Genomic DNA, 23,978 nt, shown 5'->3' with positions numbered 1-23,978 from the left:
GGTCAGTCCTCCTGAGGGGAAAGGGTGATGGCACCGGTGTGACCGGTGGCCTCGGCGATCCTGGCGGCCAGGACCGGTCCGATCTGGGCCAGCGAGCCGGCCCGGGTCATCTGGTCGTGCCGGGTGGTGATCTCGTGGGATTCGATCCGGCCGGTGATGTACGGGCGCCAGACGTCCGGTCCGGCGTCGTCCTGGCCCCGGTCGATCGTGGAGTTGAACAGCAGCAGGTCGCCGTCGTGCCGGCCGGGGACGAAGTCGACCGCCAGCTTCGCGTTGTTGATCATGATGTCCACGATGACCTCGACCTGCCGCTCGTCGAGCCCCGCGAGGGCGCTGCCGCGCCGGTTCAGCACCTCGGCGACCTCGGCGTAGGTGATGTCGCGGTCGCCCAGCTCGGCCGGGTCGACGTCGAGCACGCCCACGAGCACGTCCCGCACGGTGGGCACGGGCTCGTCCTCGAACCGGACGTCCTTCACCGGGTAGGCGTCGAGGACGGCCAGGAGCGCGGTCCGTTCACCGCGCGCCCGGAGCTCGCAGGCGAGTGCGTGGGCGATCAGTCCGCCCGCGGACCAGCCGAGCAGCAGGTACGGCCCCTGCGGCTGGATCTTCTGGATGTGGTCGGCGTAGTCGGCCGCCATCTCCTCGTACGACTCCGGCAGCGGTTCGGGGCGTCCGAGGCCGCGGGCCTGGATGGCGTAGACCGGGTGCTGCGGGCCGACGTGGTTGAGCAGCCCGCTGTACGACCAGCTGATGCCGCCGCCGGGGTGGACGCAGAACAGGGGTGTCTCCGTCCCGGTCGAGCGCAGCGGAAGCAGTACGTCGAGCGCGTCGTCCGGGTTGTCCATGGCGAGGCGTCCGGTGAGCCCGGCGACGGTCGGCGCCTCGAACAGCATCCGCAGACCCAGTTCCAGGCCCAGGGTCTCGCGGACGCGTGCGGCCAGCCGGGCGGCCAGCAGCGAGTGTCCGCCGAGGTCGAAGAAGCCGTCGTCGATGCCCACGTGTTCGCGTCCCAGCACTTCGGCGAAGAGCCCGCACAGCAGCTGCTCCTGCGGGGTCCGGGGCCCGCGTCCCGCGCCCGACGTCCCGTAGTCCGGGGCCGGTAGGGCGGCCCGGTCCAGCTTGCCGTTGGCGGTCAGCGGCAGCGCGTCCACGGTGACGAACGCTGCCGGGACCATGAAGTCGGGCAGTTCGCGGCGCAGCCGGCCGGACAGTTCGGCGGTCTCGGGCTCGGCGCCGGGGGCGGGCACCAGGTAGGCGACGAGGCGCTTGTCCCCGGGCCGGTCCTCACGGGCGACGACGGCCGCCTGGGCGACTCCGGGGCAGCCCGCCAGGACGGCTTCCACCTCTCCGGGTTCGATGCGCTGGCCGCGCAGCTTGACCTGGTGGTCGACGCGCCCGGCGAAGTCCAGCGTGCCGTCGGGGCGCCACGAGGCGAGGTCGCCCGTGCGGTACATGCGGCTCCCGGCGGGCCCGTACGGGTCGGCGGTGAAGCGCTCCGCGGTGAGGCCGGGCCGCCCGAGGTAGCCGCGCGCCACCCCCGTACCGGCGAGGTAGAGCTCGCCGACCAGTCCGGCCGGCAGCGGGCGCAGCCGGTCGTCGAGCACGTAGGCGCGCATGTTCGCCATCGGCCCGCCGATCGGCACGGTCGCGGCGTTCTCGGGGAGGCCGCGCACCTGGTGGCGGGTGGCCAGGGTGGTGGCCTCGGTGGGCCCGTAGCCGTTGACGACCTCGATACCGGGGCAGGCGGCGAGGACCCGGGCCACAGCGGCCGGCGAGACCACGTCACCGCCGGTCCACACCTCGCGCACTCCGGCGAGCAGTGCGGGGCGTTCCTCGGCGACGAGCCGGAACAGCCCGGCGGTCAGCCAGAGTCCGGTCACCCCGTGCGCGGCGACGGTGTGCTGGAGCAGGTCGAGGTCGAGCTGTCCGGGCGGTGCGACGACGATCCGGCCGCCGCTGAGGAGCGGCACCCACAGTTCGTACGTGGAGAGGTCGAAGGCGGTCGGGGAGTGCATCAGCACCCGCTCGTGTCCGCCGCCCCGCCACTCCGGGGTCAGCGCGAGGCCCACCACGTCCCGGTGGGTGACGGCCACGCCCTTCGGCCGCCCGGTCGAGCCGGAGGTGTACATGATGTACGCCAACTGGCCTGGTTCGCACGGCACTTCCACGGTGTCGGGCTCGTGGCGTCCGGATCCCTCCAGCGCGGCCACGACCTCCCGGGTGAGCACCAGGGCGGCGCCGCTCTCCCGGAGGATCAGGTCGATCCGGGAGGCCGGGAAGCGCGGGTCGAGCGGGACGTAGGCGCCGCCCGCCTTGATGACGGCCAGGATCGCCACGACCAGGTCGGCCGAGCGGTCGAGCATGACGGCGACCGGGGTCTCGGGCCGTACGCCCTGGCGGATCAGGGCCCGCGCCAGCGTGTCGGCCCGCCGGTCGAGCTGCGCGTAGGTCAGCTCGGTGCCGTCCGCCACCACGGCGACGGCGTCGGGGGTGGCCCGCACCTGCCGGGCGAACAGCGCCGGAACCGCGTCCTGGGGCAGCTCCGCGGCGGTGTCGTTGAACTCGTGGAGCAGCCGGTGGCGTTCGGCGGCGGACATGAGGTCGATCCGGCTCAGCGGCCGGTCCGGGTCGGCGACCGCCGCCCGCAGCAGCCGGGCCCAGCGCTCGAACAGCAGCTCCACGGTGCCGGCGTCGAACAGGTCGGTGGCGAATTCCACCGCGCCGACGAGTCCGTCGGCGCCGCCGTCCGGGCGGAACTGCTCGGCCAGGCTGAAGGTGAGGTCGACCCGGGAGGTCCCGGTCGGTGCCTCCAGGTGGCCCGTTTCCAGGCCGGGCAGGGCGAAGTCGCCCAGCGGCGCGTTCTGGAGGGCCAGCATGACCTGGAACAGCGGGTGGTGGGCCAGGGACCGCACCGGGTTGGCCACCTCCACCAGGTACTCGAACGGCACGTCCTGGTGGTCGTACGCGGTGAGCGCCTTCTGCCGGACCCGGCCGAGGAGTTCGGCGAAGCCCGGGTCACCGCCGGTGTCGGTGCGCAGGACGAGGGTGTTGACGAAGAAGCCGACGAGCTCGTCCAGCGCCTGGTCGGTGCGGCCGGCGATCGGGCTGCCGACGGGGATGTCCGTGCCGGCGCCGAGCCGGGTGAGCAGCGCGGCGAGTCCGGCCTGCAGCACCATGAACATGCTGGCGCCGCGTTCGGTGGCCAGGTCGCGCAGGGCCTGGTGCAGCTCGGGGTCGAGCCGGACGACGACCCGGTCGCCGCGCTGGGAGGCGACGGGCGGCCGGGGCCGGTCGGCGGGGAGCTGGAGCTGCTGCGGGATGCCGGCGAGCTCCTCGCGCCAGTAGGCGAGCTGCCGGGCGAAGAGGCTGTCCGGGTCGCCGGCGTCCCCGAGCAGGTCGCGCTGCCAGCGGGTGTAGTCGGCGTACTGCACGGGCAGCGGGGACCAGCCCGGTTCCTCGTCCCGGCAGCGGGCGGCGTACGCGGTCGCGAGGTCGGCGGAGAGCGGTCCCATGGACCAGCCGTCGGCGGCGATGTGGTGCACCACGACGAGCAGCACGTGCCGGTCGGGGGCGAGCGCGAACAGCTCGGCCCGGACCGGGGGCTCCGCCGCCAGGTCGAAGCCGCGCTGTGCCGATTCGGCCAGGCGCCCGGGCAGCGCGCTCTCGTCCAGGTCCACGACGGGGAGCGCGGGGGGTGCCTGCGCCGGGTCCAGCACGACCTGGTGCGGGGCTCCGTCGCTCTCGCGGAACACCGTGCGCAGGCTCTCGTGCCGCGCGACGACGTCCGCGAGCGCGGCGTGCAGCGCGGGCCGGTCGAGGCTGCCGGTCAGGCTGAGCGCGAGCGGCATGTTGTACGTGGCGCTCGGCCCGTCCATCCGGTGCAGGAACCACAGCCGGCGCTGGGCGAAGGACAGCTCCACGCGCTCCGGGCGGGGCAGGGCGGTCAGCGCGGGGCGAGCGGCTCCGGCTCCGTCGAGGCGGGCCGCGAGACCGGCCACCGTGGGGGTCTCGAAGAGAGTGCGGACCTCCAGCTCCGCGCCGAGGGTCGCCCGGACCCGGGAGGCGAGGCGGGTCGCGAGCAGCGAGTGCCCGCCGAGGTCGAAGAAGCTGTCGTCCACCCCTACCTGGGCGAGTCCGAGGACTTCGGCGTACAGCTCCGCGAGCAGTTGCTCCTGCGGGGTGCGGGGCGCGCGTCCGCCCACGGCGGGGCCGAGGTCGGGCGCGGGCAGTGCGCGCCGGTCCAGCTTCCCGCTGGCCGTCAGCGGCAGGGCGTCGAGCGCCACGAACGCCGAGGGGACCAGGTGGTCCGGAAGCCGTTCGCGCAGCCAGTCGCGGAGTTCGCCGAGGAGGGCGCCGGTGCTCCGGCTGCCGGTCGGGCGGTTGGTCAGCGAGGACAGCGCCCGGCCGGCGCTCCCGGCCCGCCGGTACCCGGCCGGGGAGCCGTGGAGCGCCCCCGGGGCGGCGAACACCACGTCCACGGCGTCGTCCGAGGTGGCCGACCATGTGACGGACACCGCGCGGCCGTGCTCCCGGCCGAGGGTGTGGAAGTCCTCGGGATCGGGGAGGCCGTTCTCCTCCTCCGGGGCGTGCAGCCGTTCCAGCAGATCCGGAAGTTGCCCGTCCTCCTCGTGCAGCGCGCGGGCCAGGGCGGCCTCCCGCAGGACACGGCGGTTCGGGACTCCGGTGATCCGCAGGAGGCCGGCGGCCGGTTCGGCGAGCAGGTCGCGCAGGGCGTCGGGGCCCGTGATGTCCCGCCCCCAGGCCAGCTCTTCGGTCCGGGGTGCGGGCTCCGGGGCGGCCGGTGCCTTGTGCAGGGTGACGTCGTAGCGGTAGCGGCTCAGTTCGTTGTGGTGGCGGCCGCGCTTGATCTCCACGGCCACCGCGCCGATGTCCGCACCGTGCGACCGCAGGACGGTGAAGAAGTCCGGGTCGACGAGGAGTTCCTTCTCCACCCTGACCGCCTGCTCCACCGCGCGGCGTACGGCGGCGGGGTCGGCGTCGTCGCCCGTCCGGTGCAGCTGGACGGCGGTCGCGAACGGACGCAGCAGCCGCAGGTTGCGTACGTCTCCGACGAACAGCGCTCCACCGGGGGCGAGCAGCCCCATCAGCTTGCGGATGACGTCGGCGAGGTAGTCGGCGGAGGGGAAGTACTGCACCACCGAGTTGATGACGATGGTGTCGAACGTGCCGGCCGGCAACCCGTCGGTGTCGTGCGCCGGACGGGTCTGGAGCACCACGCGCCCGGTGAGCCGCTCCTCCCCGGCCACCTGGGCGGTCAGCGCGTCGATGGCGGTGGCGGAGAAGTCGGTCGCCCAGTACGTCTCGCAGTGGGGCGCGATCTGGGAGAGCAACAGGCCGGTGCCGACGCCGACTTCGAGCACTCGTCGGGGGCCGAGGCCGAGGATGCGGGCCACGGTGGCGTCGCGCCATTCCCGCATCTGCTCCTCGGGGATGGGCCGCGAGTCGTAACTGCTGTTCCAGCCTACGAAGTTGTCGCCGAAGGGTGCCGTGTCGGGGGCGATGGGCAGGGCGTCGTAGATGTCCTGCCACTCCCCCACCTGGTCCGCTTCGAGCCCGCTGTCCCGGGCCGTGTCCTGGCGCGGGACGACGTAGCCGACGAGCCGGTCGTCCTGGGCGAGGACGGCGGCCTGCGCGACGGCGGGGTGCGCGGCGAGCGCGGCCTCGATCTCGCCGGGTTCGACGCGGAAGCCGCGCACCTTCACCTGGTCGTCGGCGCGGCCTGCGTACTCCAGCTGCCCGTCGCTCAGCCTCCGGACCAGGTCGCCGGTGCGGTACATGCGCTCACCGGGTGCGAACGGGCAGGCGACGAACCTGCCGGCCGTCAGCGCGGGCCGGTTCAGGTATCCCCGGGCGAGGCCCGCGCCCGCGACGTACAGCTCGCCTGTGACGCCGGGCGGCACCGGCCGCAGCCGGTCGTCCAGCACGTACACCCGGGCGTTGGCGATGGGCCGGCCGATCGGGGGCACACCGGTCCCCGGGACGAGCGGGTCGCTCATGGTCGCGCAGACGGTGGTCTCGGTCGGGCCGTACGCGTTGATCATCCGGCGTCCGGGTGCCCACCGCGCCACCAGTTCCTGCGAGCACGCCTCGCCCGCCACGACCAGCGTCGACGCGGTCACGGCCCCGTCCGGCACGGCGGCCAGGACGGACGGCGGCACGGTGACGTGGGTGATGCCGAGGTCCGGGTCGGTGACTGCGGCGAGCGGCCCGGCCGCCGGGGGCAGTACCAGGGCAGCGCCGCTGAGCAGGGCGGTGCAGATCTCCGACACCGAGGCGTCGAAGCTGGGCGAGGCGAACTGGAGGACACGGCTGTCGGGTTCGACGGCGAAGCGCTCGATCTGCCCGGCGACCAGGCTGGCCACGCCGCCGTGTCCGACGACGACACCCTTGGGGCGGCCGGTGGAGCCGGAGGTGTAGATGACATAGGCCGGGTGCCGCGCATCGAGCACGACCTCCGGGCCGGTCTCCGGCCAGTCGCCCTCCGCCACCATGGCGGGGTCATCGACCACCCACGCCGGACGGGCGTCGTCCAGCATGTACGCGATCCGCGCCTGCGGATACGCCGGGTCCACCGGCAGATACGCCGCACCGGCCTTCAGCACACCCAGCACCGCCACGACCGACTCCACCGACCTCGGCAGAGCCACCGCCACCACCTGCTCCGGACCCACCCCACGCGCCATCAACGCATGAGCGAACCGGTTCGACCGGCAATCCAGCTGACGATACGTCAACTCCACGTCACCACAGACGAGAGCGAGCGCGTCCGGGGTCGCCGCCACCTGGGCCGCGAAGGCCCGGGGCAGCGGGACCGCACCGACGTCGCGGGCGGTCGCGTTGTCCCGTTCCAGCAGCTCGTACCGCTCCTCGGGGTCGAGGAGGTCGATCGCGCCGATCGGCTGTTCCGGGTCCGCGGTGACGGCCTTCAGCAGGAGCGTCCAGCGCCGGACCAACACCTCCACCGTCGTACGGTCGAACAGGTCGGTGGCGTACTCGACGGCGCCGACGATCCCGGCCGGGGCCCCGTCCGGGCCGAACCGCTCGACCATGCTGACACCGAGGTCGAACTTCGCGGTGCCGGTCGCGACCGCGTAGGTCGTGACGTCCAGGCCGGGCAGCGAGAACCGGCCGGCCGGGGCGTTCTGCACGGCCAGGATGGTCTGGAAGAGGGGGTGGTGGGACAGGGACCGGGACGGGTTCAGCGCCTCCACCAGATGCTCGAAGGGCACATCCTGATGCGCGTACGCCGACAACGCCGTCTCCCGCACCCGCCCCAGCAGCTCACCGAAACCCGGATCACCACTCGTGTCCGTCCGCAACACCAACGTGTTCACGAAGAACCCGACCAGATCGTCCAGCGCCTCGTCGGTACGCCCCGCGATCGGACTCCCGATCGCGATGTCCGTCCCCGCACCCAACCGCGTGTACAGCGCCGCCAGACCCGCCTGCAACACCATGAACAGGCTGGTTCCCGTCCGCCTGGCCAAGTCGGCCAGTGCGGTGTGCAGTTCGGTGTCGAGTTCCAGGCCGATGTGATCGCCCTGCCAGCCGGCGACGGCCGGGCGGGGGCGGTCGGTGGGCAGGGGAAGCAGTTCCGGCAGGTCGGCCAGTTGCCGCTTCCAGTAGCCGAGTTGTTCGGCGAACCGGCTCTCGGGATCGGCGGGGTCACCGAGCAGGTCGCGCTGCCAGAGCGTGTAGTCGGCGTACTGGACCGGCAGCGCCGGCCGGTCCGCCGTCCGGCCCTCGCAGCGTGCCGCGTACGCCTCGGCGAGGTCGCGGGCCAGCGGCCCGGTGGACCAGCCGTCTGCGGCGATGTGGTGCATGACGAGGAGCAGCACGTGCTCGTCCGGCGTGACCGCGAACAGCTCGGCCCGCAGCGGAGGTTCGGCCGCCAGGTCGAAGGGCTGCCGGGCGGACTCGGCCAGCAGGTGCGGAAGTTCGTCCGCCGGCACCCCGGCCGGGCGGGCCCGGAGCCGGACGGCGGCCGGGTCCAGCAGGCGCTGGCAGGGTACGCCGTCGACCTCCTGGAACACCGTCCGCAGGCTCTCGTGCCGGGCCACCACGTCGGCCAGCGCCTGGTCGAGCGCGCCGCGGTCGAGCGTTCCGGTCAGCTGGAGCGCCAGCGGAATGTGGTACGTGGCGGCGGCGGCGTCCATGCGGTGGAGGAACCACAGGCGGCGCTGGGCGAAGGACAGCGGCACCGCGTCGGGCCGCTCGTACGCGGTGAGCGCCGGCCGCACCCCGTCGGCCGCCGCGAGCATCCCGGCCAGGCCGGCCACGGTGGGCGCCTGGAAGAGGGCGCGCAGCCCGAGCTCGGCCCCGAGCACCGAGCGCACCCGGGCGACCAGCCTGGTGGCGAGCAGGGAGTGCCCGCCCAGGTCGAAGAAGTCGTCGTCCACCGAGACCCGGGGCACATCGAGGACCTCGGCGAACAGCTCGGCGAGGATCTGCTCCTGCGGGGTGCGCGGCGCCCGGCCGCCCCCCGTGGACACCGCGTCGGGCGCGGGCAGCGCCGCCCGGTCCAGCTTCCCGTTCGGCGTCAACGGCAAGGCGCCGAGCAGCACGAACGCGGACGGCACCAGGTAGTCCGGCAGCCGCTCGCGCAGGTGGGTGGCCAGCTCTGCGGGACGTGCCGTCGAGGCGGACCCCGGCACCACGTAGCCGACGAGCCGGTCGTCCCGGGCCACGACGGCGGCCTGGGCGACGCCGGGGTGCGCGGCCAGCGCGGCCTCGACCTCGCCCGGCTCGATCCGGAAGCCGCGCACCTTCACCTGCTGGTCGGCGCGGCCGGCGTACTCCAGCTCGCCGTCGGCGCGCCGCCGGACCAGGTCGCCGGTGCGGTACATCCGCGCACCCCGCGGTCCGAACGGGCAGGCCGTGAACCGTCCCGCCGTCAGGCCCGGGCGGCCCAGGTAGCCGCGTGCCAGGCCGGGCCCGGCGACGTACAGCTCGCCGGTCACGCCCGGCGGGACGGGGCGCAGCCGCTCGTCCAGTACGTAGGTCCGGAAGTCCGCGACCGGGCGGCCGATCGGCGGCACACCGGTCCCCGGGACGAGCGGGTCGCTCATGGTCGCGCAGACCGTGGTCTCGGTCGGGCCGTACGCGTTGATCATCCGGCGCCCGGGCGCCCACCGCTCGACCAGTTCGGGCGAGCACGCCTCGCCCGCCACCACCAGGGTGGAAGCCGTGAGGTCGGCGTCGCCCAGCGCGGCGAGGGCCGAGGGCGGCAGCGTCACATGGGTGACGGCGAGCCCCGCGTCCGTCAGGGCGTCCAGCGGGGCGTCGGCGGGGGCGAGGACGAGCGCGGCGCCGGTCAGCAGCGCGCTGCTCAGGTCCCAGAACGACGCGTCGAAACTGGGCGAGGCGAACTGGAGCACCCGGCTCCCCGCCGCCACCCCGAGCCGGTCGGCCTGCACCGCCGCCAGCCGCGACACACCGGCGTGGCTCACGACGACACCCTTGGGGCGGCCGGTGGAGCCGGAGGTGTAGATGACATAGGCCGGGTGCCGCGCATCGAGCACGACCTCCGGGCCGGTCTCCGGCCAGTCGCCCTCCGCCACCATGGCGGGGTCATCGACCACCCACGCCGGACGGGCGTCGTCCAGCATGTACGCGATCCGCGCCTGCGGATACGCCGGGTCCACCGGCAGATACGCCGCACCGACCTTCAGCACACCCAGCACCGCCACGACCGACTCCACCGACCTCGGCAGAGCCACCGCCACCACCTGCTCCGGACCCACCCCACGCGCCATCAACGCATGAGCGAACCGGTTCGACCGGCAATCCAGCTGACGATACGTCAACTCCACGTCACCACAGACGAGAGCGAGCGCGTCCGGGGTCGCCGCCACCCGCGCCGCGAACAGCTCCGGCAGGCTCGCCCCGGCAGCGCCGTCCGCCGCGGCGGGCAGCAGCTCGCCGCGCTCCTCGGCGGACAGTAGATCGATGGCGCCGATCGGGCGCTCCGGTGCGGCGGCCACCTCGGCCAGCAGCCTGGTCCACCTGGCGGCCAGCGCCTCGACCGTCGCGCGGTCGAACAGGTCCGTGCTGTACTCCACGGCACCGCTGAGGCCGGCCGGCTCGCCGTCGGGCCCGTACTCCTCCGCGAACCCGAAGGTCAGGTCGAGCCGCGCGGTCCCGGTGAGCACAGGCAGCGCGGAGACCTGGAGGCCGGGGAGGTCGAAGGCCCCGCCCGGCGCGTTCTGCACGACGAGACCGGTCTGGAAGAGGGGGTGGTGGGACAGGGACCGGGACGGGTTCAGCGCCTCCACCAGATGCTCGAACGGCACATCCTGATGCGCGTACGCGGACAGAGCCGTCTCCCGCACCCGCCCCAGCAATTCACCGAAACTCGGATCACCACTGGTGTCCGTACGCAACACCAGCGTATTGACGAAGAACCCGACCAGATCGTCCAGCGCCTCGTCGGTACGCCCCGCGATCGGACTCCCGATCGCGATGTCCGTCCCCGCACCCAACCGCGTGTACAACGCCGCCAGACCCGCCTGCAACACCATGAAGAGGGTGGCGCCGGACCGCCGCGACAATTCCGCCAGCCGCGCATGCAGTGCGGCGTCGATGCGGAGTTCCAGCACGTCACCGGCATACGACATGACGGCCGGGCGCGGCCGGTCGGCGGGAAGCTGCAGCTGTTCGGGCAGGCCCGCCAGCGTCCGCTGCCAGTAGGCGACCTGACGGGAGAAGAGGCTGTCGGCGTCGTTCTCGTCGCCGAGGATCTCGTGCTGCCACAGGGTGTAGTCGGCGTACGTCACCGGCAGCGGCGGCCACTCCGGCTCCCCGCCGCCCCGCCGGGTGGTGTAGGCGGCGGCCAGGTCGCGGGCGAGCGGGCCCATGGACCAGCCGTCGCCGACGATGTGGTGCATGACGAGGAGCAGCACGTGCTCGTCCGGCGCGACCGCGAACAGCTCGGCGCGCAAGGGGACTTCCGTGGTCAGGTCGAAGCCGCGCACGGCCGCTTCACGCAGCAGCGCGGGCACCTCGGACTCACCGGCCGGCCGCACGGTCAGCGGGGCGCCGACCTCGGCGGTGTCCAGCACGCGCTGGTGCGGAATGCCTCCCGTGTGCGGGAACACCGTGCGCAGGGTCTCGTGCCGGGTCATCACGTCCACCAGGGCGGCGCCGAGCGCGTCCCGGTCGAGATCCCCGGAGAGCCGGAGGGCCAGCGGCATGTGGTAGGTGGCGCTCGGCGCGCCGAACTGCTGGAGGAACCAGAGACGGCGCTGGGCGAACGACAGCGGCAGCATCTCGCGCCGGGGTCGGGGCACGAGAGCACGGCGCGCGGTGCCCGCGTCGCGCAGCCCGGCCGCCAGCCCGGCCGGTGTCGGGGTCCGGAAGAGGGCGCGCAGCTCCAGTTCGATCCCGAGGGTCGCCCGGACCCGGGAGACGAGCCGGGTGGCGAGCAGGGAGTGCCCCCCGAGCGCGAAGAAGTCGTCGTCGGCCCCGACCCGGGCGAGGCCCAGGACGTCGGCGAACAGCTCGCACAGGATCTGCTCCTGCGGGGTGCGCGGCGCCCGGCCGCCCCCCGTGGACACCGCGTCGGGCGCGGGCAGCGCCGCCCGGTCCAGCTTCCCGTTCGGCGTCAACGGCAAGGCGTCGAGCAGCACGAACGCGGACGGCACCAGATACTCCGGCACCCGGTCGTCCAGGTAGGCGGCCAGCGCGGCCGGGGTCGTCGCGGCCGGGTCCGACGGGACGACGTAGGCGACGATCCGGTCCTCCCGAGCGAGGACCGCGACCTGGGAGACACCCGGGTGCGCGGTCAGCTCGGCCTCGATCTCGCCGGGCTCGATGCGGAAGCCGCGCACCTTGACCTGGTGGTCGACCCGGCCGGCGAATTCCAGCTCGCCGTGGGCTCCCCAACGGACCAGGTCGCCGGTGCGGTACATGCGCGCGCCGGCCGGCCCGTACGGATCGGCGACGAAGCGTCCGGCGCTCAGCCCGGGCCGGTCGAGGTAGCCGCGGGCGAGGCCCGTTCCGGCGAGGTACAGCTCGCCCAGGACGCCGGGGGCGACGGGACGCAGGGCCTCGTCCAGCACGTACACCCGGCAGTTGTCGACCGGGCGGCCGATCGGCACGGGCCGCGGGCAGTCCGCGGGGTCGGCCGGCAGCGCGTAGGCGGTGATGACGTGGGTCTCGGCGGGCCCGTAGTGGTTGTGCAGCACCCGGCCGGGCCGGGCGGCGAAACGGCGTACGGCACCACCCAGCCGCATCGCCTCCCCGGCCTGGGCGACGAGCCGCAGGTGCGGCAGGTCGAGACCGGCCTCTTCGGCGGCTTCGGCCAGCGCCTCGACCACCAGGTTCGGCGCGAACAGCTCCTCGACGCGGTGGCGCTCCAGCCAGTGGGCGAGGAGTTCGGCGCTGTGGCGCTGCTCCTCGGTGGGCACCACCAGGGTCTTGCCGTACAGCAGCGCGGACAGCATCTCCTGCACGGAGACGTCGAAGCTGATCGCGGTGAACTGCGCGGTGCGCGTGCCGGGCCGGCCGCCTACGGCGCGGTGATGCCAGGCCAGCAGGTTGAGCAGGGCGGCGGCGGGCATGACGACGGCCTTGGGCCGTCCGGTGGAGCCGGAGGTGTAGATGACGTAGGCCGGGTGGCGCGGGTCCGCTCGCACACCCGGGTCGTGTTCCGGCAGCGTGCCGGCCGGCGTCACGCCGTCGAGGTCGTCGAGCACCACGGCCGGGCGCGCGTCCTCCACCATGTACGCGATACGGGCGGCGGGATAGCCGGGGTCCACCGGCAGGTACGCCGCGCCCGTCTTGAGCACCGCGAGGACCGCGACCACCAGCTCGGCGGAGCGCGGCAGCCGGAGGGCGACGATCTGCTCGGGGCCCACTCCGCGCGCGATCAGCGCATGGGCGAGGCGGTTGGCCCGGCGGTTCAGCTCGCCGTACGACAGCACGGTGTCCTCGAAGACCACGGCCGGGGCGTCCGGGGTGGCCCGGACCCGCTCCTCGAAGAGTCCGGACAGGGTCGCGTCGGCGGCCGGGCGGGCGGTGTCGTTGCGGGCGGCGAGCAGCTCGTGGCGTTCGTCGGCGGTGAGGACGTCGATCCGGCTGAGCGGCAGCCCCGGTTCGGCGACGACCGCCGCGAGGAGCCGCAGCCAGCGGGCGACCAGTGCCTCCACGGTGGCGGGGTCGAACAGGTCGGTGCTGTACTCGACGCGCCCGACGATGCCCTCGGCGGCGCCGGGGCCGCCGCGCTCCAGCAGGTGGAAGCCGAGGTCGAACATCGTCGTCGGTGTCCCAACGAGGACGGGTTCGGTGGCCAGCCCGCTCAGCGCGAAGTCGGTGCGGGGCACGTTCTGGAGCGCCAGCACCACCTGGAACAGCGGCTGGCGGGTGAGCGACCTGGACGGGTTCAGCGCCTCCACGACCAACTCGAACGGCAGGTCCTGATGGGCGTACGCGCCGAGCGCGTTCTCCCGGACCCGGCCCAGCAGTTGGGCGAACGTGGGGTCGCCCGAGGTGTCGGTGCGCAGGACCAGCGTGTTGACGAAGAACCCGACGAGGTCGTCGAGCGCCTGGTCGGTACGGCCGGCGATGAGGCTGCCGACCGGGATGTCCTTGCCCGCACCCAGCTTGTCCAGCAGGGAGGCCAGGGCGGCCTGGAGCACCATGTACACGCTGGCGCCGTGCTCGCGGCCCAGCCGGACCAGCCCGGCGTGGAGTTCCGCGTCCAGCTCGACCGCGAGCCGGCCGCCGGAGCTGGAAGGGACGGCGGGGCGTGAGCGGTCGGCGGGGAGCCGGATCTGCTCCGGCAGGCCCGCGAGCGTCCGCGTCCAGTAGTCGGTCTGGCGGGCGAGCAGGCTGTCCTCGTCGGCGGCGTCACCGAGCAGTCCGTGCTGCCACAGGGTGTAGTCGGCGTACTGCACGGGAAGCGGCGCCCATCGGGGGGCCTCGCCACGGACGCGTGCCGCGTAGGCGGTGGCCAGGTCCGCGGCCAGCGGGCCGAGCGACCAGCCGTCGCCGGCGATGTGGTGCATCACCAGGAGCAGCACATGCTCGTCCGGCGCGACCGCGAACAGCTCGGCGCGCAGGGGCGGTTCGGCGGCGAGGTCGAAGCCTCGCCCGGCGGCGGCCGTCAGCAGCGCCGTCAGGTTCGGTTCGTCGGCCGGGGTCACCGCCAGGGCCGGGTGGGCGTCGCCGGCGGCCCGCACCTGCTGGTACGGCACCCCGTCCTGGGCCGGGAAGACCGTACGGAGGGTTTCGTGCCGGTCCACGAGGTCGCCCAGCGCCGCTTCGAGTGCCGCCGGGTCCAGCGGACCGGTGAGCCGCCAGGCGAGGGGCATGTTGTAGACGGATTCGGCGCCCTCCAGCTGGCGCAGGAACCAGAGGCGCCGCTGCGCGGAGGACAGCGGCACCCGCTCGGGGCGGTCCGCCCGTTCCAGTGCGGGCCGGGCCCGGCCGGCGGTGCCCAGTCCGGCGGCCAGTCCGGCCACGGTCGGCGTACGGAAGAGGGTCGGCAGGGCCAGTTCCACGTTCAGCGTGGCGCGGACACGGGCGACGAGCCGGGTGGCGAGCAGGGAGTGCCCGCCGAGGTCGAAGAAGTCGTCGTCGGCGCCGACCCGTGGCACGCCCAGCACCTCGGCGAACAGCCCGGCCAGCACGTGTTCCTCGGGCGTGCGCGGCGCCCGGCCGGCCGTCGTGGACGCGTCGGGCTCGGGCAGGGCACGCCGGTCCAGCTTGCCGTTGGGGGTCAGCGGCAGCACGTCGAGCGGGACGAAGACGGCCGGCACCATGTAGTCCGGCAGCCGCTCGCGCAGGTGCGCCCGCAGCTCCTCGGTCTGCGGCGCGGCGCCGGCGGCGGGTTGCACGTACGCGATGAGCCGGGAGCCCCGGGCCCCGTCCCGCCGGACGACCACGGCGGTGCGGGCGAGGCCGGGGTGTTCGCCGAGGACGGCCTCGATCTCGCCGAGTTCGATGCGGAAACCGCGCACCTTGACCTGGTCGTCCGTACGGCCGAGGAACTCAAGGTTCCCGTTCGCGTCCCAGCGGACCAGGTCACCCGTGCGGTACATCCGCGCGCCGCCCGCGCCGAACGGGTCCGCCACGAACCTCCCGGCCGTCAGCCCCGGCCGGTTGAGGTAGCCACGCGCCACCCCCGTACCCGCGAGGTACAGCTCACCCGCCACACCGCCCGGCACGGGCCGCAACGCACCGTCGAGCACATACAGCCGGGTACCGCCCATCGGGCGGCCGATCACCGGGCGCGGGCTCGATGCCAGCGGTGTGACGACCGAGTCGACCGTGCACTCGGAGGGGCCGTAGTAGTTGAGCGCGCGCACCCCGTCGGCGGCCCTCAACCGCTCCCAGAGCTGCTCGGGCACGGGTTCCCCGCCCAGCGCGACCAGCGCGGGGCGCCACCGGGGGTGGTCGAGCAGCCCGTGGTCGACCAGGACGTGCAGGTAGGACGGGGTACCGCCGATGGTGTCCAGCCCGGCCCGCACGGCGTACGCGAGGTAGGCCGCCGGGTCGGTCCAGGTCTCCTCGTCCAGGACGTGCAGCTCATGCCCGGCGAACACGGCGAAGAGCTGGTCGCAGGAGGCGTCGAACGACACGGACGTGGTCAGCCCGACGCGCAGCCGCTCCCCCGTCGGCGAGACCAGGGGGCCCTGGTTGGCGTACAGGCTGACCAGGCCGGTGTGCGTCACGACGACGCCCTTGGGGCGGCCGGTGGACCCGGAGGTGTAGATGACGTAGACCGGCTGGGCGGCATCGACCGGCACCATCGGGTCGGTGGCGGGGCAGCTTCCGACCAGTTCGGAGGTCTCCGGGTCGTCGAGCACCAACCGGTCGCCGGTCTCCCGCGGCAGCCGGTCCTGGACCCGGCTGTCGGTCAGCGTCAGGACCGGCCGGGCGTCATCCAGGAGGTACGCGATCCGAGCGGCCGGATACTCCGGATCCACCGGCACATACGCCGCACCCGACTTCAGCACCGCGAGGATCGCCACCACCAGGTCCGCCGACCTCGGCAACGCCACCGCGACCAACCGCTCAGGACCCGCACCCCGCGCCCTCAGCGCATGCGCCAGCCGGTTCGCCCGTGCGTCCAGCTCGGCGTACGACAAGGACACCTCACCGCACACGAGTGCCGTGAGGTCCGGAGCCGTCCGCACCTGCTCCCGGAACAGCTCCGGCAGCGTTTCGGCACGGGCCGGGGCCTCAGGGCCGGTGCCCAGGGCCGTGAGCGCGTCGTGCTCGTCGGCGGTGAGCAGGTCGAGCCGGCTGAGCGGCTGCCGGGGGTCGGCGACCGCGATGCGCAGCAGCCGCTCCCAGCGGGCGAGCATCGTCTCGACGGTGGCCGGGTCGTAGAGGTCGTCGGCGTACTCGACGGACCCGTCGAGCCCGTCCGGGGAGCCGTCCTCCGTGTGCCGCTCGGCCATCGTGAAGATCAGGTCCAGCTTGGCCGTGGACGACGCGGACGGCATGTCCTCGACGCGCAGTCCGGGCGGTGCGAAGTCGGCCCGGGGCGCGTTCTGGAGCACCAGCATGACCTGGAACAGCGGGTGGTGCGCGAGCGACCGGGACGGGTTCAACACCTCGACCAGGTATTCGAACGGCACGTCCTGGTGGGCGTACCCGGCGAGCGCGGTGTCCCGGACCCGGTCCAGCAGCTCGGCGAACGTCGGGTCGCCCGAGGTGTCGGTGCGGAAGACCAGGGTGTTGACGAAGTAGCCGACCAGCTCGTCCTGCGCCTGGTCGGTCCGGCCGGCGACCGGGCTGCCGACCGGGATGTCGTCGCCGGCCCCCAGCTTGCTCAGCAGTGCGGCCAGCCCCGCCTGGAGCACCATGAAGAGGCTCGTCCCGTGGGCGCGGGCCAGCTCGCGGAGACCCCGGTGCAGCTCGGCGTCCAGGCCGGCGTGCACGGAGCCGCCGCGGTGCGAGGCGACCGCCGGGCGGGGCCGGTCGGCGGGCAGCTCGATCAGCTCGGGGAGCCCGGCGAGCTGCCGGGTCCAGTAGTCGGCCTGTCCGGCGAGCAGGCTGCCCCGGTCGGCGGAGTCGCCGAGCAGTTCGTGCTGCCACAGGGCGTAGTCGGCGTACTGGACGGGAAGCGGCGCCCACTGCGGGGCCCTGCCGCCGCGGCGCGCCGTGTAGGCGTCGGTCAGGCCCTGCGCGAGGGGGCTCAGCGACCAGCCGTCGCCCGCGATGTGGTGGAGCACCAGGTGGAGGACGTGGTCGTCCGGTGCGAGGGCGAACAGCTCGGCGCGCAGCGGCATGTCGGCGGCCAGGTCGAACCGCCGGTCCCGCGCCGCCGCCATCAGGTCCGGCAGGCCGGCCTCGGTGGCCTGGCGCACGGACAGGCGCGGCCGGGCGTCGTCCACGTCCAGCACCCGCTGGTGCGGGACGCCGTCCACCGCCGGGAACACGGTGCGCAGGCTCTCGTGCCGGGCGACGACGTCCGCGACGGCGGCCTCCAGAGCCTGCCGGTCCAGGTCGCCGGTGAGCCGCCAGGCGAGGGAGATGTGGTAGTTCGTACCCGCGCCTTCCAGCTGGTGCAGGAACCACAGGCGGCGCTGCGCGAACGACAGCGGGATCATCCCGGGGCGCTCGCGGCGCGCCAGGGCGGTCTGCGCCGGACCGGCGGCGCGGAGGGCGGCGGCCAGGGCAGCCGGGGTCGGCGCCTCGAAGAGCGTACGCAGCGGCATCTCCACGCCGAGCGTCGCGCGGATCCGGGCGGCGAGGCGGGTGGCGAGCAGGGAGTGCCCGCCGAGGTCGAAGAAGCCGTCGTCCACACCGGCCGACGGCGCCCCCAGGACCTCGGCGAACAGCTCGCAGAGGATCTGCTCCTGCGCGGTGCGCGGGGCGCGGGACGTGGTCGCCGGGGTGAGGTCGGGGGCGGGCAGGGCGCGGTGGTCCAGCTTGCCGTTGACGGTCAGCGGCAGGGCGTCCAGCGTGACGAACGCCGAGGGCACCATGTGCTCCGGCAGCCGCTCGCGCAGGTACGCGCGCAGGGCGGAGGGGTGCGGGGCCGCGCCGGCGGCCGGTACGAGGTACGCGGCGAGCCGGGTGTCGTCGGCCCGGTCCTGTCGGGCGAGGACGGCGGCCTGCGCGACGTCCGGGTGTGCGGCCAGGGCCGCCTCGATCTCGCCGAGCTCGATGCGGAAGCCGCGCACCTTCACCTGCTGGTCGGCCCGGCCGACGTAGCTCAGAGTGCCGTCCGCGGCGCGGCGCACCACGTCGCCGCTGCGGTACATCCGTGAGCCCGCGGGTCCGTACGGGTCGGCCACGAAGCGCCCGGCGGTCAGCCCGGGCCGGTTCAGGTAGCCGCGTGCCAGGCCGGCCCCCGCGACGTACAGCTCGCCGGGGACGCCCGGCGCGACCGGGCGCAGGCCGGCGTCGAGGACGTACGCCCAGAGGTCGGGAAGGGGGGTGCCGATGTCCCCGGGAACGGTGGCGGTGCGGCCGAGTTCCGCGTACGTGACGTGCACCGTGGTCTCGGTGATGCCGTACATGTTGACGAGGCGCGGCGCGTCCTGCGGATGGCGCTCGAACCAGCTGGCCAGCCGGGCGTGCTCCAGTGCCTCGCCGCCGAAGACGACCGTGCGCAGGGCAAGCCGCCGGCCGGTCTCGGGGTCCTCGGCGTCGGCCTGCACGAGCTGGTGGAAGGCGGACGGCGTCTGGTTGAGCACCGTCACGCGTTCACGGGCGAGCAGGTCCAGGAACCGGCCGGGCGAGCGGCTGGTCTCGTGGTCCACGACCACCAGGCGCCCGCCGTGCAGCAGGGGACCCCACAGCTCCCAGACGGAGAAGTCGAAGGCGTAGGAGTGGAAGAGCGTCCACACGTCGTCGGAGCCGAATCCGAACCGCTCGCGTGTGGTGTCGAAGAGGCGCACCACGTTGCGGTGCGGGATCACGACGCCCTTGGGCTTCCCGGTGGAGCCGGAGGTGTGGATGACGTAGGCGGCGTGGGCCGGGTCGACGGCCACTCCCGGGTCCGTGTCCGGCAGCCCGTCGAGGTCAGCGGTGTCCAGGAGCAGCAGGTCCACACCCTCCTCCGCACCCACCTGGCTCGTCGTCAGGAGCAGGGACGGCCGGGTGTCCTCGAACAGGTAGGCGATGCGGGCGGCCGGGTACTCCGGGTCCACCGGCACATAGGCGGCACCTGCCTTGAGCACCGCGAGCACCGCCACGACCAGCTCCGCCGAGCGCGGGAGCTTCAGCGCCACCAACTGCTCGGGGCCTACACCCCGTTCGATCAGGGCGTGCGCCAGCCGGTTGGCGCGTGCGTTCAGGCCGCCGTACGTAAGGGTGACCGTGCCGTCCGTCAGGGCGACGGCGTCCGGATCGGCCCGCACCTGCCGCTCGAACAGGGCGGGAAGGCTGTGCTGCGGCGCTTCCCCGCCCTGACCGGCCGGCAGCAGTGCCCGGAGTTCGTCGGCGGACACCACGTCCACCTGGCCGATGCGCCGTCCGGGGTCGGCGGCGACGGCGCGCAGCAGCCGCAGCCAGCGCTCGACGATGCCGGTGACGGTGGCCGCGTCGAACAGGTCCGTGCTGTACTCCACGACGCCCGACAGACCGCCTCCGCCGGGCTGTTCGGCGAGGACGAAGGTCAGGTCGCACTTGGCCGTGCCGGTGGGGACCAGGTCGGACGCCACCCGCAGCCGCGGCAGGTCGAAGGTGCCGGAGGGCGCGTTCTGGAGGGTGAGCATCGTCTGGAAGAGGGGGTGGTGCGCCAGGGTCCGCGCCGGGTTCAGCGCCTCGACCAGGTGCTCGAACGGCACGTCCTGGTGCGCGTACGCGGCCAGCGCCTCGGAGCGCACCCGGCCGAGGAGTTCGGTGAACGTCGGGTCGCCGGACAGGTCGGTGCGCAGCACCAGTGTGTTGACGAAGAAGCCCACGAGGTCGTCCAGGGCCTCATCGGTGCGGCCCGCGACGGGGGTGCCGATCGGGACGTCGGTGCCGGCGCCCAGCTTGCCGAGCAGCGCGGCCAGACCGGCCTGGAGCACCATGAAGAGGCTGGCCCCGCCGTCGCGGGCGAGGGCGCGCAGGTCCTCGTGCAGCTCCGCGTCGACGCGCACCGGCAGCTGGGCCCCCCGGTAGGACATCGCCTCGGGCCTGGGCCGGTCGAAGGGCAGCTCGATCTGGTCGGGCAGGCCCGCCAGCCGCTCGCGCCAGTAGGCGAGCTGGTCGCTCCGCAGGCTGTCCGGGTCGCCGTCGTCGCCCAGCAGTTCCCGCTGCCACAGGGTGTAGTCGGCGTACTGGACCGGCAGCGGCGACCACTGCGGCTTCGCGCCCTCGCGCCGGGCCGCGTAGGCGGTCGTCAGGTCCTGCGAGAGCGGGCCCGTCGACCAGCCGTCGCCGGCGATGTGGTGGACGACGAGCAGGAGGACGTGCTCCTCGTCGCCGAGCCGGAACAGCTCGGCGCGCAGCGGCGGTTCGCCGGAGAGCTCGAAGCCCCGCGCCGCCGCCTCGGCCAGCCGGGCGGGCAGTTCGCGCTCGCCGGTCTCGGTCACCCGGAGCCGGGGCCGGGCCGCTTCGGGGTCCAGCACCCGCTGGCACGGCACTCCGGCGACCGAGGGGAAGACGGTGCGCAGGGTCTCGTGGCGTTCGACCACGTCCGCCAGGGCGGCTTCCAGGGCGCGCTCGTCCAGGCTTCCGGTCAGCCGCAGCGCCAGCGGGATGTTGTACGTGGCGCTCGGGCCCTCCATCCGGTGCAGGAACCACAGCCGGCGCTGCGCGAAGGACAGCGGCACGGTCTCGGGCCGCTCGCGCCGGCCCAGCGCCGGGCGCGCCTGGGCGGCCGCGTCGGCCCTGGCCGCCAGCCGGGCCACCGTCGGCGCGTCGAACAGGTCGCTGAGCCGCAGCTCCACGCCCAGCACGGACCGGGCCCGGGCGATGAGCCGGGTGCCGAGCAGGGAGTGTCCGCCGAGGTCGAAGAAGCCGTCGTCCAGCCCGACCTCGGTGACGCCCAGCACCTCGGCGAACAGCCCGGCGAGCCGGTGCTCGACCGCGCTGCGCGGGGCGCGGCCCGGTGCGGTGGGCCGGTGCCCGGGGGCGGGAAGGGCGCGCCGGTCCAGCTTGCCGTTCGGGGTGAGCGGCAGGGCCTCCAGGACCACGATCGCCGACGGCACCAGGTACGCGGGCAGCCGGTCGCGGACCCAGGCCCGCAGGGCTTCCGTCCGGACGTCCTGTCCGGCGGCGGGCACGACGTAGGCGACGAGGAGGGGTTCGTCGTCGGTGCGCACGGTGACGGCGGTGCGGGCGAGACCGGGGTGCTCGGCGAGAACTGCCTCGATCTCGCCGGGTTCGATGCGGAAACCGCGCACCTTGACCTGGTCGTCCGTACGTCCCAGGAACTCGAGGTCGCCCTCGGCGTTCCAGCGCACCAGGTCACCCGTGCGGTACATCCGCGCACCGTCCGCACCGAACGGGTCCGCCACGAACCTCCCGGCCGTCAGCCCCGGCCGGTTGAGGTAGCCACGCGCCACCCCCGTGCCCGCGATGTACAGCTCACCCGCCACACCACCGGGCACGGGCCGCAGCGCACCGTCCAGCACGTACAGCCTGGCGTTGGTCACGGGGCGGCCGATCACCGGGCGCGGGCTCGACGCCACGGCCGCGGTGACCGAGTTGACCGTGCACTCGGAGGGTCCGTACAGGTTGAGGCAGTGCGTGCCGTCCGCCGCTCGCAACCGCTCCCACAGCTGCTGCGGGACGGCCTCGCCACCGGCCGCGACCAGCGCCGGGCCAGGTCGCCCCTCGCCCAGGAGGCCGTGTGCCACGAGGTCTTGGAGGTACGAGGGGGTGGCCTCGACATAGTCCAGGGCACGGTCTGCCGCGTACGCGACGAACGCCTCCGGGTCCGTCCAGGTCTCCCGGTCCAGGACGTGCAGCTCATGGCCCGCGAAGGGAGCCATGAGCTGGTTCCAGGAGGCGTCGAAGGACACCGAGGTGGTGAGCGCCACGCGCAGCCGTCGCCGGTCCTGCAACAGCGGCGCGAACAGCGCCTTCCGGTGGTCGGTGAGCAGGTCGGCCAGACCGCCGTGCGTCGCGACGACGCCCTTGGGACGGCCGGTGGACCCGGAGGTGTGGATGACGTAGGCGGGGTGACGCGCGTCGACCGCCACCATCGGGTCGGTGGCGGGGCGGTTCCCGATCTCCGCCGCCGTCTCCGCGTCGTCGAGCACCAGCCGGTCGCTCGCCCCCTCCGGCAGGCGGCCGAGCGTGCGGGTGTCGGTCAAGGTGAGGACCGGACGGGTGTCGTCCAAGAGGTACGCGATCCGGGCGGCCGGGTACTCCGGGTCCACCGGCACATACGCGGCGCCCGACTTCAGCACCGCCAGAATCGCCACCACCAGGTCGGCCGACCTCGGCAACGCCACCGCGACCAGCCGCTCGGGGCCCGCCCCGCGCGCCATCAGCGCATGGGCCAAACGGTTCGCCCGTGCGTCCAACTCTGCGTAGGACAGAGACACCTCACCGCACACGAGCGCCGTCAGGTCCGGAATCGTCCGCACCTGCTCCCGGAACAGCTCCGGCAGGCCGGCAGCCGGGGGAGTTTCCGTCGGCCCGGTCCCCAGCGCCGCCACCCCGCGGTGCTCCTCGGCCGTGAGCAGGTCGACCCCGCCCACCGTCTCGTCCGGATCGAGGTCCGCCACCGCGTCGAGCAGGGCGAGCAGCCGTCCCTGGTGTGCGGCGAGGTCGTGGTCGCCGTACGCGTCCGGCGCGCCGTGCAGCCTGAGCAGCGGGGGGTTGCCGTCCCGGTAGTCGAACAGCCAGACGGCGAGGTCGGTGGTCGAGCCGGAGACGAAATGGTGCACGGACGCGGGGTGGCCGGCGAAGCTGGGCCTGGCGTGGAAGGCCATGATGTTGACGATCAGCGGGAACGCCGTGCCGATGCCCCCGGGCGCTCCGAGGTCGCGGAGCAGGTCCTCTCCGCGGTACCGCTCGTGCGCGACGGCCGCCTCGACCTCGTTCGCCACCTGGGCCACGAGCTCGCCCCACGGCATGTCGGGCCGCACGGTCAGCCGGAGCGGCACCACGTTGGACATCGTGCCGGGGACGGACATCAGGTCACGGCCGGAGCCCCGGCGGGCGGTGACGGGCAGGGCGAGGACCACGTCCTGGGCGCCGCTCAGCCGGTGGGCGTAGAGCGCGGTGGCCGCGATCACCACCCGGGACCACCTGACACCGGCCCGGGTGGCCGCCGCCCGCAGGGCCTCCGGGTCCCGCAGTTCCCGCTCGCCGGCCACGCGCAGGACCCGGTGCGGGTCGGTCGCGGAGGTGTCGGTCAGCCGTGTCGGGGCGGGCAGACCGGCGAAACGTTCGTTCCAGTAGGCACGGTCCGCCGTGAAGGCGTCGGAGGCGCGGTACTCGGCGTCGCTGTCGACCAGGTCCCGCAGCGTGCCGAACGGGGACGGCGGGACGGCGGCGTCCTCCGCGAGTGCCGAGTACACCTCACCGACGCGCTCGCGCACCATCGAGGCGCTGATCGCGTCCAGGACCACGTGGTGGTAGTTCAGATACCAGAGGTGTTCCGTCGGCGACAGCCGGATCAGCGCGTGGCCGAACAGCGCGTCACGGGTCAGGTCCAGCGGGCGGGCGAGGTCGCGCTCCATCCACTCGTCGGCCGCGGCCCGGGGGTCTGCCTCCGCCCCGAAATCGAGGTGCACCGGCGCCCAGTCCCAGGTTTCCCGGAGGATCTGGCGCGGGCCGTCGCCCTCGTCGGTGAAAGTCACGTGCAGGGCGTCGACCTCGCCCACGACCTGGCGCAGCGCGGCGTCGAACAGCCGCGGATCGACCGGCCCGTGGATCTCCAGGCACTCACCGACGCGGTAGCCCGGGATGGGCGTCGGCGAGCTCTGCTCGGCGAGCCAGATCTCGCGCTGGGCCGCGGTCAGGGGAAGGACGTCGCCGTCACGACGGGACAAGGGGGTACCTCCAGAGGTGTGAAAGGGCATGCGCGCAGGGGGCACCGGCCGCGGTGGCGT

Annotated in this window: 1 protein-coding gene; it reads right to left on the bottom strand. The window is 74.1% G+C overall.

Annotation, left to right across the window (positions count from 1 at the left end; translation table 11 throughout):
* Window positions 1–2: 2 nt before the first annotated feature.
* Entirely contained in the window at window positions 3–23,918 is a 23,916-nt protein-coding gene (locus tag ACLQ2N_RS29245) for a non-ribosomal peptide synthase/polyketide synthase (RefSeq protein WP_425817596.1), read from the bottom strand.
* Window positions 23,919–23,978 lie beyond the last annotated feature (60 nt).

Source organism: Streptomyces sp. DT224, from assembly GCF_049844595.1.
In the GTDB taxonomy this organism is placed as follows: domain Bacteria; phylum Actinomycetota; class Actinomycetes; order Streptomycetales; family Streptomycetaceae; genus Streptomyces.
This window is presented reverse-complemented; position numbering and strand designations above follow the sequence as displayed.